Below are 14,308 nucleotides of genomic sequence, written 5' to 3'. Positions count from 1 at the left end.
CGACGGTTGAACATTTGCGCCGCTTTGCCTAGGGCGTCCCCATATTCCACCCCGCAACAAGAAGGCACACAGGCGCTATGGCCAAGATCAAGGTGAAAAACCCCGTCGTGGAGATTGACGGCGATGAAATGACCCGGATCATCTGGGAATGGATTCGCGAGCGCCTGATCCTTCCCTATCTCGACATCGACCTGAAATATTACGACCTGTCCGTCCAGAAGCGTGACGAAACCAACGACCAGATCACGATCGATTCCGCCAATGCGATCAAGCAATATGGCGTCGGCGTGAAGTGCGCCACCATCACGCCCGACGAACAGCGTGTCGAGGAATTCAACCTCAAGTCGATGTGGAAGTCGCCCAATGGCACCATCCGCAACATCCTGGGCGGCGTGGTCTTCCGCGAACCCATCGTCATCAAGAACGTCCCCCGCCTGGTCCCCGGCTGGACCGACCCGATCGTCGTTGGCCGTCATGCGTTCGGCGACCAGTATAAGGCGACCGACTTCCTGGTCCCCGGCCCCGGCAAGCTGCGCCTGGTGTGGGACGGCGAAGACGGCCAGAAGATCGACAAGGAAGTGTTCGACTTCCCCTCGGCCGGCGTCGCCATGGGCATGTACAATCTCGACCAGTCGATCCGCGATTTCGCCAAGGCGAGCATGAACTACGCGCTCGACCGCGGATGGCCGCTCTACCTGTCGACCAAGAACACCATCCTCAAGGCCTATGACGGCCGCTTCAAGGATCTGTTCCAGGAAGTGTTCGACGCCGAATTCGCCGATAAGTTCAAGGCGGCCGGCATCGTGTACGAACATCGCCTGATCGACGACATGGTCGCCTCCGCGCTCAAGTGGAGCGGCAAGTTCGTCTGGGCCTGCAAAAATTATGACGGCGACGTTCAGTCGGACACCGTTGCGCAGGGCTTCGGCTCGCTCGGCCTCATGACCTCGGTCCTGATGTCGCCCGACGGCAAGACGATCGAAGCGGAAGCGGCGCACGGCACCGTCACCCGCCACTATCGCCAGCACCAGCAGGGCAAGGCGACCTCGACCAATCCGATCGCCTCGATCTTCGCCTGGACGCAGGGTCTCGCCTTCCGCGGCAAGTTCGACGACACGCCCGAAGTCACCAAATTCGCCGAAACCCTGGAACGCGTCTGCATCAAGACCGTCGAGGACGGCGCGATGACCAAGGATCTGGCGCTGCTGATCGGCCCGGATCAGGCTTGGATGACCACGGAACAGTTCTTCGAACAGATCCGCGTCAATCTGGAAGCGGAAATGGCCAAATGGGCCTAAAAGACTGGAACTGATAAGCCGCTCAGGCTTTCAGTACGGAAACGGAACGAGGCGGCGCCGGACACCCGGCGCCGCCTTTTTCATATGCACCGTTCAGCATTTTCTGTTCCCCGACGAAGGCTGACCAGACAGACAGCGATGAGGAAGACGACCAGATGTCCACAGGAACCAAGAAACGCCTGGAAGTCCGCACCGCCGTGCCATCCGACGTGCGCGGCATCCGGCAATTGATCGCCCGCGCCTATCCCGGCATGCCCAATTATTCGCTCGCCACCATCCGGGGCCAGATCAACAATTTCCCCGACGGCTGTTTCGTCGCCCTCTATGACGACAAGGTGGTCGGCTATTGCGCCACCATGCGCGTCAGCAAGGGCATGGCCTTTGCCCATCATGACTGGGACGAAATCACCGCAAACGGCTTTGGTACCCGCCACAGCGCAGCGGGCGAATGGCTCTACGGCTATGAAATGGCGGTCGATCCTGCGCTGCGCGGCCTGCGCATCGGCCAGCGCCTTTATGACGAGCGCAAGGAACTGGCCGAGGAACTCGACCTGCACGGCATCGTCATCGCCGGGCGGATGCCGGGCTATCTACGCGCCAAACGCCGGGTGGACGGACCAAAGGATTATCTGGACAAGGTCGTCCAGGGCAAGCTGCGCGATCAGGTCGTCAGCTTCCAGCTCAAAAACCAGTTCGAACCCTTGGGCGTCCTCGAAAACTATCTGCCCGAAGACAAGCAATCCGACGGCCACGCCGCCCATCTCGTCTGGCGCAACCCCTATGTCGACCCGGACGAAGCGCCCGAAATGCGCGTGCCCCGCGGTGTCGAAAGCGTCCGCATCGCCACCTGCCAGCTTCAGGCCCGCGCGGTTGAGAATTTCGACGCCTTCATCCGCAACATCGAATATTTCGTGGATGTCGCGGCCGATTACCGGTCGGACTTCATCATCTTCCCCGAACTCTTCACCCTGCCGCTGCTCTCGTTCGAAACCAAGAAACTCAATCCCATGGAGGCGATCGACAAGCTGACGGGCTACACCCCGCGCCTGACGAAAGAGCTGACGCGGATGGCGCTGGAATATAATATCAACATCATCGGCGGCTCCCATCCGACCCGCGCCGACGATGGCGACATCCAGAATATCGCCTATGTCGCTCTGCGCGACGGCTCGGTCCACACGCAGGAAAAAATCCACCCGACCCCCAACGAAGCCTTTTGGTGGAACATCAAGGGCGGCGATTCACTGGACGTGATCCAGACCGACTGCGGCCCGATCGGCGTCCTCATCTGCTACGACAGCGAATTTCCCGAACTCGCCCGCCGCCTGGTCGATCAGGGCGCACGCATCATCTTCGTCCCCTTCTGCACCGATTCGCGCCTCGGCTATATGCGCGTGCGCTATTGCGCACAGGCGCGGGCGATCGAGAACCAATGCTATGTCGTCATGTCCGGCAATGTCGGCAACCTGCCCAATGTCGACAATATGGACATCCAATATGCCCAAAGCGCCATCCTGACCCCCTGCGACCTCCCCTTCGCCCGCGACGGCATCGCGGCGGAATCCACGGAGAATGTCGAAACCCTGACGATGGCGGACGTCAACCTCGCTGACCTCAGCTGGGCGCGCGCCGAAGGCACCGTCCGCAACCTGCGCGACCGCCGCTTCGACCTCTACCACATCGAATGGGACAGCAACCCCGACCACAGCCACGCCCCCAGCGGCGGCCCGGTGCCTGCTGGCGGGCATAATTCGCCGGGGGGTGGATGAACGCGAATGGCGGTGTTCAGCGGACGTACCATTTCCACATAGTCATCCCTGCGCAGGCGGGAAGGACGAAAAGAGGTGGCAGCGGACTGTCGGATTACTCTGCCCCGCCCGCTTGCGGGAGGGGCAGCGAGACTTAATGAGCGAAGCGAATTTAGTCGCAGCGGGGTGAGCCAACTTAAGCTTGCGCTTGCCCGCCCTCTACCCCCCTCCCGCCAGCGGGAGGGGGAATTAAGTCTGCAACTTCTAGTCGTTAGCCGACGCCAAACACAGCGCCCCCTACTCCACCGTCACCGACTTCGCCAAATTCCGCGGCTGATCCACATCCGTCCCCTTCGCCACCGCGACATGGTACGCCAGCAACTGTACCGGCACCGCGTACACAAGCGGCGCGATCAACGGATGCACCTTGGGCATTTCGATCGTCGCCATGCAGCCCTCGCCCGCCGCCGCAATGCCCTCCGCGTCGGATATCAGAACCACCTTGCCGCCGCGCGCCTGCACTTCCTGCATGTTGCTCACGGTCTTCTCGAACAAAGGCCCGCTCGGCGCGATCACGATCACCGGCACCAGTTCGTCGATCAGGGCGATCGGCCCATGCTTCATCTCGCCCGCGGCATAGCCCTCGGCATGGATATAGCTGATTTCCTTGAGCTTCAGCGCCCCTTCCAGCGCCATCGGATAGTCCGGCCCACGGCCCAGATACAGCACGTCCCGCGCCGGGGCGATCAGGTGCGCCATCGCCTCGATCTGCCCGTCGCGGCTGAGCGCCTCGTTCAAAGCCGCCGGCGCTTCCGACAAATGCCAGACGATCTCGGCTTCCTCTTCCGTCGTCAGCTTCCCCTTCGCCCGCGCCAGATTGGCCGCCAGCGCCGCCAGCACCGCCAACTGGCAGGTGAACGCCTTGGTCGACGCCACGCCGATTTCCGGCCCGGCATGGGTCGGCAGCAGCAGGTCCGCCTCGCGCGCCATCGAACTGGTCGGCACATTCACCACCACCGCGATGATCTGCCCCTCCGCCTTGGCGTGACGCAGCGCCGCCAGCGTATCGGCCGTCTCGCCCGACTGGCTGATGAACAGCGCCAGCCCGCCCGCCTCCAGCACCGGGTCGCGATAGCGGAACTCGCTCGCCACATCGATGTCCACGGGCACGCGCGCGAATTTCTCGAACCAATATTTCGCGACCAGCCCGGCATAGTAACTGGTGCCGCATGCGACGATGGTGATGCGCTTCACCGACCCCAGATCGAAATCCATGTTCGGCATGGCGATCTCATTCTCCATCCGGCGCAAGTACGAGCGCAGCGTCTGGGCGACGACCACCGGCTGCTCGTAAATCTCCTTCTGCATGAAGTGGCGATGATTGCCCTTGTCGATCATCGCCCCCGACACGCCGGAAATCGTCACCGGCCGCTCGACCGGCTGATTATCCTTGTCGAAAATCTCCGCCCCGTCCGCCGTGATGACGACCCAGTCACCCTCTTCCAAATAGGCGATCCGCTGCGTCAACGGCGCCAGCGCCAGCGCGTCCGACCCGAGATAGGTTTCCCCGTCGCCATAGCCGACCACCAAAGGCGACCCCAGCCGCGCCCCGATCAATATGTCGGGACGGCTACGGAACGCGATCGCCAGCGCGAACGCGCCATGCAGGCGCGGCAGCACTTGCGCGACCGCCTCCTGCGGCGACGCGCCCTGCTCCACCAGTTCGCTCACCAGATGGGCGACGACCTCGGTATCGGTCTGGCTGTCGAAATGCCGCCCCCGCGCCATCAATTCCGCGCGCAAGCCTTTAAAATTCTCGATGATGCCATTGTGGACCAGCGCCACTTCGCTGGTCGCATGGGGGTGCGCATTGCTGGTCGTCGGCGCACCATGCGTCGCCCAGCGGGTATGCGCGATGCCGGTGGTGCCGGGCAGCGGCTCGTCGCGCAATTCGCGCACCAGGTTTGCCAGCTTCCCCTCGGCCCGCCGCCGCTCGATCGCGCCGTCATGGATGGTGGCGACGCCCGCGCTGTCATAACCGCGATATTCCAGTCGCTTGAGGCCATCGACCAGCCGCTCCGCGACGTCGTCCCTGCCGATGATACCGATAATGCCGCACATATGCCGGGACGCCTTTCAGATAATCTTCACAGGATATAAGGAACGCGGATGCCCGGCATCTCTGCCGGGAAATCCTTTGTATTTCGTGTCACCAACACGCGGCCGCGCAATTGCGCGGTTGCCAGGATGATGGCGTCCATCGCCTTGAGCCGCCCCCGTTCGCGGCGCAAGGCCGCCGCGCGCCGCCCTACTTCCGCGTCGATCTCGTCAACCCCGAACCCGGAGAGCAAAGTTTCGGCCCGCCACAGCCCGTCGCCCGCGCCCTTGGACATGACTTCGATCCACACCGCCCGGCTGATCCAGGCCCGCGCGCCATAGTCGGTCGCGCGGTCGATCTCCATACGGGCCGGGACAAAGCCCGCCAATGCGTCGATGATGATATTGGAATCGAAGCTGAAGCCGCTCACCGGGACACAGGCTGCTTGGCATCGGGATATTTGCCCGCCACCATATCCAGATAAATCTGGCGCTGGCGATCATCCTCCGCATCGAACAGGTCGGGAAACTCCGCCTTGGTGTCCTCATAATCATCGTCCCACGGCCGGGTCGTCGATGCGCGCTCGCGCCGCTGCCATTCGACCGCATCGCCGATATCGACGCTGTCTTTCCATGCGCCAAAGCCGATATCCAGCCATTTTTTGCTGGTGGCGGACTCCGCGTCGGCACGATAATCCCGCACCGCCTCCCGCAACACCGCCGCGCGCGACTTGCCCTGCTCGCGTGCCAACTGGTCGAGCCATTTGACGTCGTCGTCGGGAATATCGGCCAGGAAACGCATGATGCCATGATATCATATCATGATATCAAGTCAATCGATCCTCATCGCGGCCTGATCGTCACGAGCCAGATATCGGGCGGCGCCAGCAGCCGGAACGGCGCGCTGCTCGTCCCCACCCCGCCCGACACGATCATCGTCCGATTGCCGTCGCGATAGACGCCGCACGCATAGCGCGTGCCATATTTCGACGGCACATAGACGACCCCCAGGAACGGCAGGGCGACCTGCCCGCAATGCGTATGCCCCACCAGCGTCAGCGACGCGACATCGGGCAGGAGCGGAAACACATCCGGCCCATGCGACAGCAGCACCCGCGCGCCGCCCAGCCGGTCCATCGCCGCCAGCGTAGCGGGCAGGTCGATCCGCCGGGTATAGATATCCTTCACCCCGCCGATCGCCAGCGGCCCGCGCCGCACCGCGCCATCCTGCAACAGCGTCACGCCGATCCGCGCGAACGCCGCGCGCCAATCCGGCCCGCTCAGCGCCCGGCGGTTGCGCTTGCTGCGGCTATCATGATTGCCCAGCACCGCCACCACGCCCAACGGCGCGCGCAGCCTTGCGAACGGCGCAATGCTCGCCCGCGCATCATAGATGGCCCCGCCCTTGTCATCGCCGATATAATCGCCGCCCAGCAGGATAAGGTCGGGCTTCAACCCGTTGATCTGCGTCACGATCCGCACCAGCCGCGCCGGACTATTGTCCGGTCCCGACAGATGCGTATCGGTCAACAGCGCAACCGTCACCGGATCACGCGCCGCGCCCACGGGAAAGGGCAGCACGACCTCCGCCCGCCGCACGACCGGCATGGCGCTGGCGTTCAGGAACAGCCAGAAGACAAACCCGCCCGCCAGCAGAACCAGCCCCAACAGCGCCCAAAGAATTTTGCGTCCTATCCCCACAGCCTAGCGTGCTCCCGCGCAGGCGGGAGCCCAGTTCCGCCCTCTGGCCTAGGCTCCCGCCTGCGCGGGAGCACGGAGCAATAACTCACTTACTCGCTTTCCGCGCCGCCATCCGCGTCCGAAACCCAGCAGCCCAACCCGGCTTGCCAACCTGCGGCGGCCGCACCAGACACAGCGCATCGTCTTCCACCGGCTGCGTCACCACGCTCCCCGCCGCCACGATCGCCCCCGCGCCGATCGTCACCGGGGCGACCAAGGCACTGTTCGACCCGATAAACGCCCCCGCCCCGATCTCCGTCCGATATTTCAAGAACCCATCATAATTGCAGGTGATCGTCCCCGCGCCGATATTGGCCCCCGCCCCGATGCTGGCGTCGCCAATATAGGACAGGTGGTTGACCTTCGCCCCCTCGTCCAGCCGCGCCTTCTTGATCTCCACGAAATTGCCGACCTTGGCCTTCGCCCCGATATCCGCCCCCGGCCGCAAACGCGCATAGGGACCGATCTGCGCCCCGCTCTCGACGCTCGACCCCTCCAGATGGGAAAAAGCATGGATCGTCACATCGTCCGCGATCGTAACGCCCGGCCCGAACACGACATTCGGCTCCACCACCACATCGCGGCCCAGCACCGTGTCATAGGCAAAGAACACCGTCTCGGGCGCCACCAGCGTCACGCCATCGCGCATCGCCTCCGTCCGCCGCCGCGCCTGCCACATCGCCTCGACACCGGCCAGTTCGATCCGGCTGTTGACCCCCGCCACTTCCCACGCATCCGTCTCGATCACCGCGCTCGTTCCACCCGGCAGCATGACGATGTCGGGCAGATAATATTCCCCCGCCGCATTCTGGTTGCCGATCTGGTCCAGCAGCACAAACAGGTCCGTGGATCGCACCGCCATTAACCCGCTGTTGCACAAAGTCACCGCCCGCTCTGCCTCGCTGGCGTCCTTATATTCCACCATCTTTGTGATGATGCCCTGCCCGTCGGAGATGATCCGGCCATAGGCCGCCGCGTCGTCCGGGCGGAAGCCCAGCACCACCGCGCGCGGCTCGTCGCCCCGGCTGAGGCGATCGAGCATCGCGCGCATCGTCCCCGCGCTCACCAGCGGCACGTCGCCATAAAGAATCAGCACATCGCCCGCGAACCCCGCCAGCGCGTCATGCGCCTGGGCCACCGCATGACCGGTGCCCAGCTGCTCGCCCTGCACCGCGATCACCGCGCCGGTCCCGGCCACCGCCGCCTCGACCTGCTCGCGCCCCGCGCCCACGACCACCACCTGCCGCTCCGGCGACAACGCCCCCACGCTCGCCAACAAATGCAGCAGCATCGGCCGCCCCGCGACCGGGTGCAAAACCTTGTGCAGCCCCGACTTCATCCGCGTGCCCTGCCCGGCGGCAAGGATGATGACGGCCAGGGGGCGAGAGACGGGATGAGTCACGGCGTATCGATCCTGTTGCTACGATGCCTCGGCGCAACGATCGCTGCCCCATCCACAACCTCAAAACCCGTTCGGGCTGAGCCTGTCGAAGCCCCTCCTGCCTTTGCATTGCCGATTGGGACTGGCGCAACGATCATCCGCACGAAGCGATTACCGCCTCGCTCTGCCATGTTTGCCTTGCCATTGCCACTACCCACACGGCATGGGCATCGCCATGAGCAGCATCCCCTTCGATATCGTCGGCTTCGACCTGGACGGCACATTGATCGACACCAGCGGGGATCTCGCCGCCGCGGTCAATTACGCCATCGGCACGATCGACCGCCCGCCCTTCCCGACCGCATCGATCCACCCCTTCGTCGGCAAGGGCGCAAAGATCATGCTGGCCCGGGCGCTCGACGCATCGGGCGGCTATACCGCCGACACGCTGGACGCCCTGCTCCCCATCCTGCTCGACTATTATGAGCAGAATCTCGCCATTCATTCGGTCCCCTATCCCGGCCTGCTCGATGCCATGGACGCCCTCACCGCAGCAGGCGTCAAACTCGCCATCTGCACCAACAAGGCGGAACGCTTCACCCTCCCCCTGATGCGCCAGATCGGCCTGTCGGATCGCTTCGCCGCCATCGTGGGCGGCGATACGGTCGGCGTCGCCAAGCCCGATCCCGCCCCGATCCACGAAATGATCGCGCGCGCAGGCGGCGGCCGCACCATCTTCATCGGCGACACGATCAACGACATAGCGGGCGCGCGCAACGCAGGCATCCCCAGCATCGCCGTCAGTTTCGGCTTCCTCGACGGCCCGGTGGACAATCTGGATGCCGACGCCGTCATCGACCATTTCGATGACCTGCTCCCACTGCTGCAAAGCTGGCGCCCATGACCCTGCGGCTGGAGACAGACGGCCCGGTCGCCCGCCTGCTGATCGACCGGCCCGACCGCCGCAACGCCATGACCCAGGCGATGTGGGAAGCGCTCCCCCATCTCGTCGGTCAGGCGATGACGAACGATGCGGTGCGCGTCCTCATTCTCACCTCCGCCACCCCCGGCCTGTTCTGCGCCGGGGCCGACATCCATGAATTTGCCGAACAATCCGCCGCCCCCGACTGGCGCGTCGCCAATCAGGCCGCGATCCGCGCCAGCCAATATGCGCTCGCCCATGCGGAAAAGCCGGTCATTGCCGCGATCGACGGCGATTGCATCGGCGGCGGCTGCGGCCTCGCCATCGCCTGCGACCTGCGCATCGCCGCGCCCAACGCGCGCCTGGGCATCACGCCCGCCAAGCTCGGCATCGTCTATTCGCTGTTCGACACGAAATTGCTGGTCGACCTGGTCGGCCCCGCCCGCGCCAAGCGCATCCTCTTCACCGCCGCCCTGCACGACGCGGACGACGCGCTCGCCATCGGCCTCATCGACGACATCGCCCCAGATCCCCGCGCCGCCGCAGAGACGCTCGCCCGCACCATCGCCGCCAATGCGCAACACAGCATCCGCGCGTCCAAGGCCATCGTCCGCCGCATCCTCGACGGCCAGCCGGACGACGACGCCACCACCCTCGCCCTGTTCCGCGACGCCTTCACCCTCCCCGACTTCACCGAAGGCGTCACCGCCTTCCGCGAAAGACGCCGCCCGAATTTTTAAAAGCCCCCCCTCCCGCCTGCGGGAGGGGCAGCGAGACTTGCTCGCGCAGCGAGCTAGTCGCAGCGGGGTGGGCCATCGCGACGCCCACCCCACAAAAAAGGCCCGGCGCAAACCGGGCCTCCTTCGCAAAGCATCAAACCGCCGATCAATGCCCCACGACCGCCGGCACGCCCTTACCCGCATCGGCATAGCGCTCCCCGGTTTCGGCCCGCGCGATCGCCGCATTCACCGGCGTCTCCACATGCGCCAGCGCCTGCGCCTTGCACGCCGCCGCTGCCGACAGGTTCACCGAAGCGCAGACCCGGCTCGCCGCGCTGGCGATGCGGCGGCGCAACTGCGCCTGATCGGCGGGCTTCGAAAGGTCCAGATCGCCATGATACACCTCTCGGGTGCGGCCATTGGACTGGAAATCCTGCGCCGACGCCACGCCGGCGCTGGCCAGCAGGGTGACGGACGCGACGGCGGCGATAAATGGGTTAGAAACGAACATGGGCCTATCTCCTCAAAATCTGTTGTGACCGGCACGCCGCCGCAAAAAGGGGGCTGCGCAGGGCGCCGGGTGCGAACGGACAGCGTTGAAAGGGTCTTCGTCCGAAGGATCTTTGGGGCCGGACATGCTGCCCCGTTCGCCCATCCTCTCTACGCCGCCGATCGTTACGCTGCCCGTCCGCTTCGACCGAAGGCGATCCGCATCGGCCAACGACACGATCCCCGACAAAGGGCGCTCAGCGCCGGACGAACGGCGCGACGAACGACATCCGCCCGCGCGCGAACGACATGGGGAAGCCACATTACCGTAAGGGAAAAGCCGAATTGGCCAAAGCACGCCAGACGCGAAAACGCCCCCGGCGCAAGGGAAGGCCGGGGGCGTATCCAGATGCTGTCGGGCACTCCGGATGGGGGTAAAGCTCTAGCGCAGAGACGACACCCATCACGCTGAACCGTCGGTTAACCGGGGGCGTCGCCGTCTCTCTATCCTGTCCTACCGCATGGCCGCATTCTGACATCAACGCTTCGACAACATGCGCCACCTATCGGGCAGGCGTCATCGGTCCCGGACGAACGGCGGCGAGGCAGGGATGAACGACATGCCGGGTGCCCGGAGCGGCATCACAAATTTTTAGGGGTAGCTGGCTTGCCCTACCAAACTAAGGTGGTCGCTGCCATGACCACACAGGAACAGTCCGACATCGCCACGCTGACCGAGCGAGAGAAGCAGACGCTGCGTCTCATGGTCCGGGGTCATGATGCCAAATCCATCGCCCGCGACCTTGGTCTGTCGGTGCACACGATCAACGAACGGCTGCGCGACGCGCGGCGCAAGCTGGCGGTGTCGAGCAGCCGGGAGGCCGCCCGCCTGTTGCTGGATGCAGAGGCCGGCTCAGACCCTCATTATCTGGGGGACAAACAAATCGGGGAAGATCATTCGATCGAAGGCGTGAATGAGGGATCGGCGCCGATCGACGGCGCCGGGCGGACCGACAGCCGCTCGCGGATCATCATAGGAGCCACCCTCATGACATTGTCCCTTGGCCTGCTGGCACTTGCCATGATGCCCAACGCCACAACGCCCGCACCATCGTCCTCCGCCATGACGCAGACAGCGGACCCTGCCGTCGTGGACGCCGCCCGTCAGTTCCTCATGCTTGTCGATCAGGGCCGCTGGGATGACAGTTACAACGCGACCGGCGCCGCCTTCCGCAAACTCAACACGGCGAAAGTCTGGGCGGACATGTCGGAGAAGGTTCGACCGCCATTGGGCGCTGTGCAGTCCCGCACCCTGCTCAGCCAGCAGGATCTGCCCGCGCCACCTTCAGGCTATCAGGTCGTCAAATTCCGCACCGACTTCGCCAACAAGGCGCAGGCCATAGAAACCGTGTCGCTCGAACGCGAAGGCGGGGCGTGGCGGGTAGTCGGCGTCACGATCGAATGAGCGGCTAATCGCCTCCATAAGCGGGCGCATCCCTTGGCGCCCGCTTTTTGGCGCCCGCTTTTTGACGTTGGCCCCTTTGTCCTCCTTTCGCTCGACGCACCGACTTCCTATCTTCCGCTCTGGATTCTCCTTCGGAACATTTGTAGAACGGATCATATGAGCCTCACCCACATCTCCGTCCGCGACGCAAGGGAAGGCCGGGGGCGTGTCCAGATGCTGTCGGGCACTCCTGATCGCGGGAAATCTCTGTGGCACAAACCACGTCAATGGCGCTGAACCATCGCTTGACGATCATGCCGCTCGTCTGCCGATGTCCGTAGCATAGCGCCCCGCCGCATGCCGTTGCGGCCCTGATTACTTATCCAGAATATCGATGCCCTGCTGTTTCTGCTCCGCGCTGAACTCGGTCATCAGATTGAACTCCGGCGTTTCCCGGGGGTCGCGATCCATCGGTGGCACGCCGGTCGTGGAAATATATCTGTTCATCAACCGCACCTGCATCGCTTCCCTGACCTTGGCGTGACTTTTGCTGTCGATCAGGTTGCGCGTTTCCATCGGATCTTTCCGCCGATCGTATAGTTCCGATTGTCCGCCGGGACGCGCGATGAATTTATAGTCGGGCGTGGCGACGCTGGCCGCGCGCGTCACCGTCTGCGGCTGTTCATTCTGAATATCATGCTTGGCCGAATACAGACCCGGCTTGCCCGGCAATGGCGGTTCGAACGCCTGGGGTTCGAAGGTGTCATATCCGCTTTCGGTATAGGCGGCGCGATTGGCGTCGCCCTTGGCCCCCTTCAATTGCGGGACCAGACTGCGCGCGAAGAAGCTGTGCTTGGGCTGCACCTGCCCCAGTTCCAGAAACGTCGCCATGATATCATAGAGTTCGACCATCTCATGCACGACATGCCCGGCGGCCCCGCCGGGCATCCGCGCGATCAGCGGCACTTGGGTCAGGCAGGTTTCCAGACCGCTCGGCCATTTTTCCACCAACCCGTAATCGCCCGCATAATCGCCATGATCGGACCCGGCTACCAGCACCGTGTCCTTGGCGTGACCGGTCCGTTCCAGCGCTTCCATCATCTGCCCCAGCAACCAGTCGGCATAGCTGACCTGCCCATAATAGGTCGCCCGTACCTTGCGGAAATCCAGGTCGGTGGCCTTGTCCAGATGATAGGCCTTGCGGATCGCCTCATGATAGGATGGCTTTCCCGCCAAGCCGGGGGGCGCCAGCGGCGGCAGGTCCATCGGCCGGTACATGGTGTCGAAACCGTCGGGCGCGACATAGGGCGGATGCGGCTGAAGCAGGGGCAGGAACATGCAGAACGGCTTGTCCTTCTCCCGCCGATCCAGGATCTCGATGGCCTTCTGCAACAGGATATAGTCGGTCGTCTCGCGCCGATCGATCGACGCTTCGAACCGCATGGTCAGCGGTTCGCCCGTCAACCATGGCGGCTTTCCGCCGCCCTCTTTCGATCGCGGCATACGCATGGGCATATCGTGCCACTCGGTCAGGCTCAGCGGGAAACTTTCCGGCGCATAGGCATCGTTCTTGCCGAACCAATAGGTGTCATAACCACTGTCCTTGAGGTAACGGAACAGATTGGGTTCATCGCGCCGGATGAAATAATAGAGGCTGCGATGGCCGGTTTCGGACGGCGGAAGCCCGGTCAGCAAACTGCATCGCGATGCGCCACATACGGGGAACTGTACGTGGCAATCGGCAAAGCGGGTGCCCTGGCTCGCCAGCATGTCGAAATTGGGCGTCTTGCAGATCGGGTTGCCATAGGTGCCCAGCGCATCCGCGCGACATTCGTCGATGAAATAGAGGATCAGATTGGGGCGACTGCCGCCCACCCCTGCGCCGTAGCCGGGCGCGGGCGCGGCGTCCGATCGTCCGGCGCCGACCATGGACCCCACAACGCCACCGGCAATCAGGCCCAACATATCCCGACGATTTGAATCTGAAAAACTGGCCATCTTCGGGCAATCCTCTCACTCATGGTCGCGGCTGCCATATCTTTGGTCATCGACTGGACCGATGGGCATGCCAAGACAGTTCAGATTATATTTGGCCTGTCGTTCAGGACGAACCCGCGAATGCGGCGAAAACAGGGGCCGACGCGCCTCGTGCAAGCAGGCCGACATGGACCTGTATGTCGCTCTTTCCCAAGCATTTATAACAAATAAGACTTGTGAAGTTCGATCGACGGCGCTGATGGCCGCTGCGTTACCCCCCTGCCAGTCGCCGCCCTTGCTCACTACCACAGACCGCGCCGCCACCCTGACATCGCCTGCTCATGGCGACCCCACGCCCGCCCTTGCCTTCACTATCGGACATGGCGCCCGCGCCGCAAAATGCAGCAACCGCCTCTCGCATTCGTCCTGCCGCCCACCTATCTTCCGCTCTGGATTCTCCTTCGGAACATTTGTAGAACGGATCGCATGAGCC

The 14,308-nt window shown here is 63.8% G+C and carries 13 protein-coding genes; 6 read left to right on the top strand and 7 right to left on the bottom strand.

What is annotated here, in order from left to right; translation table 11 throughout:
* The first annotated feature begins 77 nt into the window (after positions 1–77).
* Both U5A89_RS08315 and U5A89_RS08310 read left to right on the top strand, forming a co-directional pair.
* Positions 78–1,298, top strand: coding sequence for an NADP-dependent isocitrate dehydrogenase (locus U5A89_RS08315; protein WP_338160704.1), 1,221 nt, complete (start codon positions 78–80; stop codon positions 1,296–1,298).
* A gap of 155 nt (positions 1,299–1,453) precedes the next feature.
* The gene (locus U5A89_RS08310; RefSeq protein ID WP_338160703.1) at positions 1,454–3,067 is read left to right on the top strand and encodes a GNAT family N-acetyltransferase; all 1,614 of its coding nucleotides are present in this window, start codon (positions 1,454–1,456) and stop codon (positions 3,065–3,067) included.
* Between the two features lie 276 nt (positions 3,068–3,343).
* On the opposite strand, the gene glmS is transcribed toward U5A89_RS08310, so the two are convergent.
* The 5 genes from glmS to glmU form a co-directional block, all read right to left on the bottom strand.
* Positions 3,344–5,167 carry a glutamine--fructose-6-phosphate transaminase (isomerizing) gene (gene glmS / locus U5A89_RS08305; RefSeq protein WP_338160702.1) on the bottom strand — a complete coding sequence of 608 codons (1,824 nt, stop codon included), beginning with the start codon at positions 5,165–5,167 and terminating at the stop codon, positions 3,344–3,346.
* Positions 5,168–5,193: 26 nt separating this feature from the next.
* Positions 5,194–5,574, bottom strand: coding sequence for a PIN domain-containing protein (locus tag U5A89_RS08300; RefSeq protein WP_338160701.1), 381 nt, complete (start codon positions 5,572–5,574; stop codon positions 5,194–5,196).
* Positions 5,571–5,945: a ribbon-helix-helix domain-containing protein gene (locus tag U5A89_RS08295; RefSeq protein WP_338160700.1), complete on the bottom strand. Its 375-nt coding sequence runs from the start codon at positions 5,943–5,945 to the stop codon at positions 5,571–5,573. Before U5A89_RS08295 ends, U5A89_RS08300 begins: the two co-directional genes overlap by 4 nt.
* Before the next feature lie 41 nt (positions 5,946–5,986).
* On the bottom strand, positions 5,987–6,838 hold the full coding sequence (locus U5A89_RS08290; protein ID WP_338162979.1) for a metallophosphoesterase: 852 nt from the start codon (positions 6,836–6,838) through the stop codon (positions 5,987–5,989).
* A 91-nt stretch (positions 6,839–6,929) separates the two neighbouring features.
* Positions 6,930–8,285, bottom strand: a complete 1,356-nt coding sequence (gene glmU, locus U5A89_RS08285; protein WP_445190635.1) for a bifunctional UDP-N-acetylglucosamine diphosphorylase/glucosamine-1-phosphate N-acetyltransferase GlmU — start codon at positions 8,283–8,285, stop codon at positions 6,930–6,932.
* Positions 8,286–8,499: 214 nt separating this feature from the next.
* On the opposite strand from glmU, the gene U5A89_RS08280 reads away from it, so the two are divergent.
* Complete coding sequence (locus U5A89_RS08280; protein ID WP_338160699.1) at positions 8,500–9,168, top strand: HAD family hydrolase; 669 nt, start codon at positions 8,500–8,502, stop codon at positions 9,166–9,168.
* Complete coding sequence (locus tag U5A89_RS08275; protein ID WP_338160698.1) at positions 9,165–9,926, top strand: enoyl-CoA hydratase/isomerase family protein; 762 nt, start codon at positions 9,165–9,167, stop codon at positions 9,924–9,926. Before U5A89_RS08280 ends, U5A89_RS08275 begins: the two co-directional genes overlap by 4 nt.
* Before the next feature lie 145 nt (positions 9,927–10,071).
* On the opposite strand, the gene U5A89_RS08270 is transcribed toward U5A89_RS08275, so the two are convergent.
* Complete coding sequence (locus U5A89_RS08270) at positions 10,072–10,416, bottom strand: UrcA family protein (RefSeq protein WP_338160697.1); 345 nt, start codon at positions 10,414–10,416, stop codon at positions 10,072–10,074.
* Between the two features lie 124 nt (positions 10,417–10,540).
* Between U5A89_RS08270 and U5A89_RS08265 the strand changes: the two genes are divergently transcribed.
* Together U5A89_RS08265 and U5A89_RS08260 are read left to right on the top strand one after the other, a co-directional pair.
* Positions 10,541–10,726: a hypothetical protein gene (locus U5A89_RS08265; protein WP_338160696.1), complete on the top strand. Its 186-nt coding sequence runs from the start codon at positions 10,541–10,543 to the stop codon at positions 10,724–10,726.
* 365 nt (positions 10,727–11,091) lie between these two features.
* A complete protein-coding gene (locus tag U5A89_RS08260; RefSeq protein WP_338160695.1) occupies positions 11,092–11,859 on the top strand; it encodes a helix-turn-helix domain-containing protein in 768 nt (255 codons plus the stop codon).
* 354 nt (positions 11,860–12,213) lie between these two features.
* Here the strand turns inward: U5A89_RS08260 and U5A89_RS08255 are convergent, their stop codons facing one another.
* A complete protein-coding gene (locus tag U5A89_RS08255; protein ID WP_338160694.1) occupies positions 12,214–13,803 on the bottom strand; it encodes a sulfatase-like hydrolase/transferase in 1,590 nt (529 codons plus the stop codon).
* Positions 13,804–14,308 lie beyond the last annotated feature (505 nt).

This window comes from Sphingobium sp. HWE2-09 (assembly GCF_035989265.1).
Taxonomy (GTDB): Bacteria; Pseudomonadota; Alphaproteobacteria; order Sphingomonadales; family Sphingomonadaceae; genus Sphingobium.
The sequence above is the reverse complement of the archived record's forward strand: the minus strand, read 5'-3'. Positions and strand labels throughout refer to the sequence as shown.

Bases quoted from the DNA above. Each gene is read 5' to 3' on its own strand.
- U5A89_RS08315 (WP_338160704.1), top strand. From the start codon at position 78: ATGGCCAAGATCAAGGTGAAAAACCCCGTCGTGGAGATTGACGGCGAT.
- U5A89_RS08310 (WP_338160703.1), top strand. From the start codon at position 1,454: ATGTCCACAGGAACCAAGAAACGCCTGGAAGTCCGCACCGCCGTGCCA.
- glmS (WP_338160702.1), bottom strand. From the start codon at position 5,167: ATGTGCGGCATTATCGGTATCATCGGCAGGGACGACGTCGCGGAGCGG.
- U5A89_RS08295 (WP_338160700.1), bottom strand. From the start codon at position 5,945: ATGCGTTTCCTGGCCGATATTCCCGACGACGACGTCAAATGGCTCGAC.
- U5A89_RS08280 (WP_338160699.1), top strand. From the start codon at position 8,500: ATGAGCAGCATCCCCTTCGATATCGTCGGCTTCGACCTGGACGGCACA.
- U5A89_RS08275 (WP_338160698.1), top strand. From the start codon at position 9,165: ATGACCCTGCGGCTGGAGACAGACGGCCCGGTCGCCCGCCTGCTGATC.
- U5A89_RS08270 (WP_338160697.1), bottom strand. From the start codon at position 10,416: ATGTTCGTTTCTAACCCATTTATCGCCGCCGTCGCGTCCGTCACCCTG.
- U5A89_RS08265 (WP_338160696.1), top strand. From the start codon at position 10,541: ATGCTGCCCCGTTCGCCCATCCTCTCTACGCCGCCGATCGTTACGCTG.
- U5A89_RS08260 (WP_338160695.1), top strand. From the start codon at position 11,092: ATGACCACACAGGAACAGTCCGACATCGCCACGCTGACCGAGCGAGAG.
- U5A89_RS08255 (WP_338160694.1), bottom strand. From the start codon at position 13,803: ATGTTGGGCCTGATTGCCGGTGGCGTTGTGGGGTCCATGGTCGGCGCC.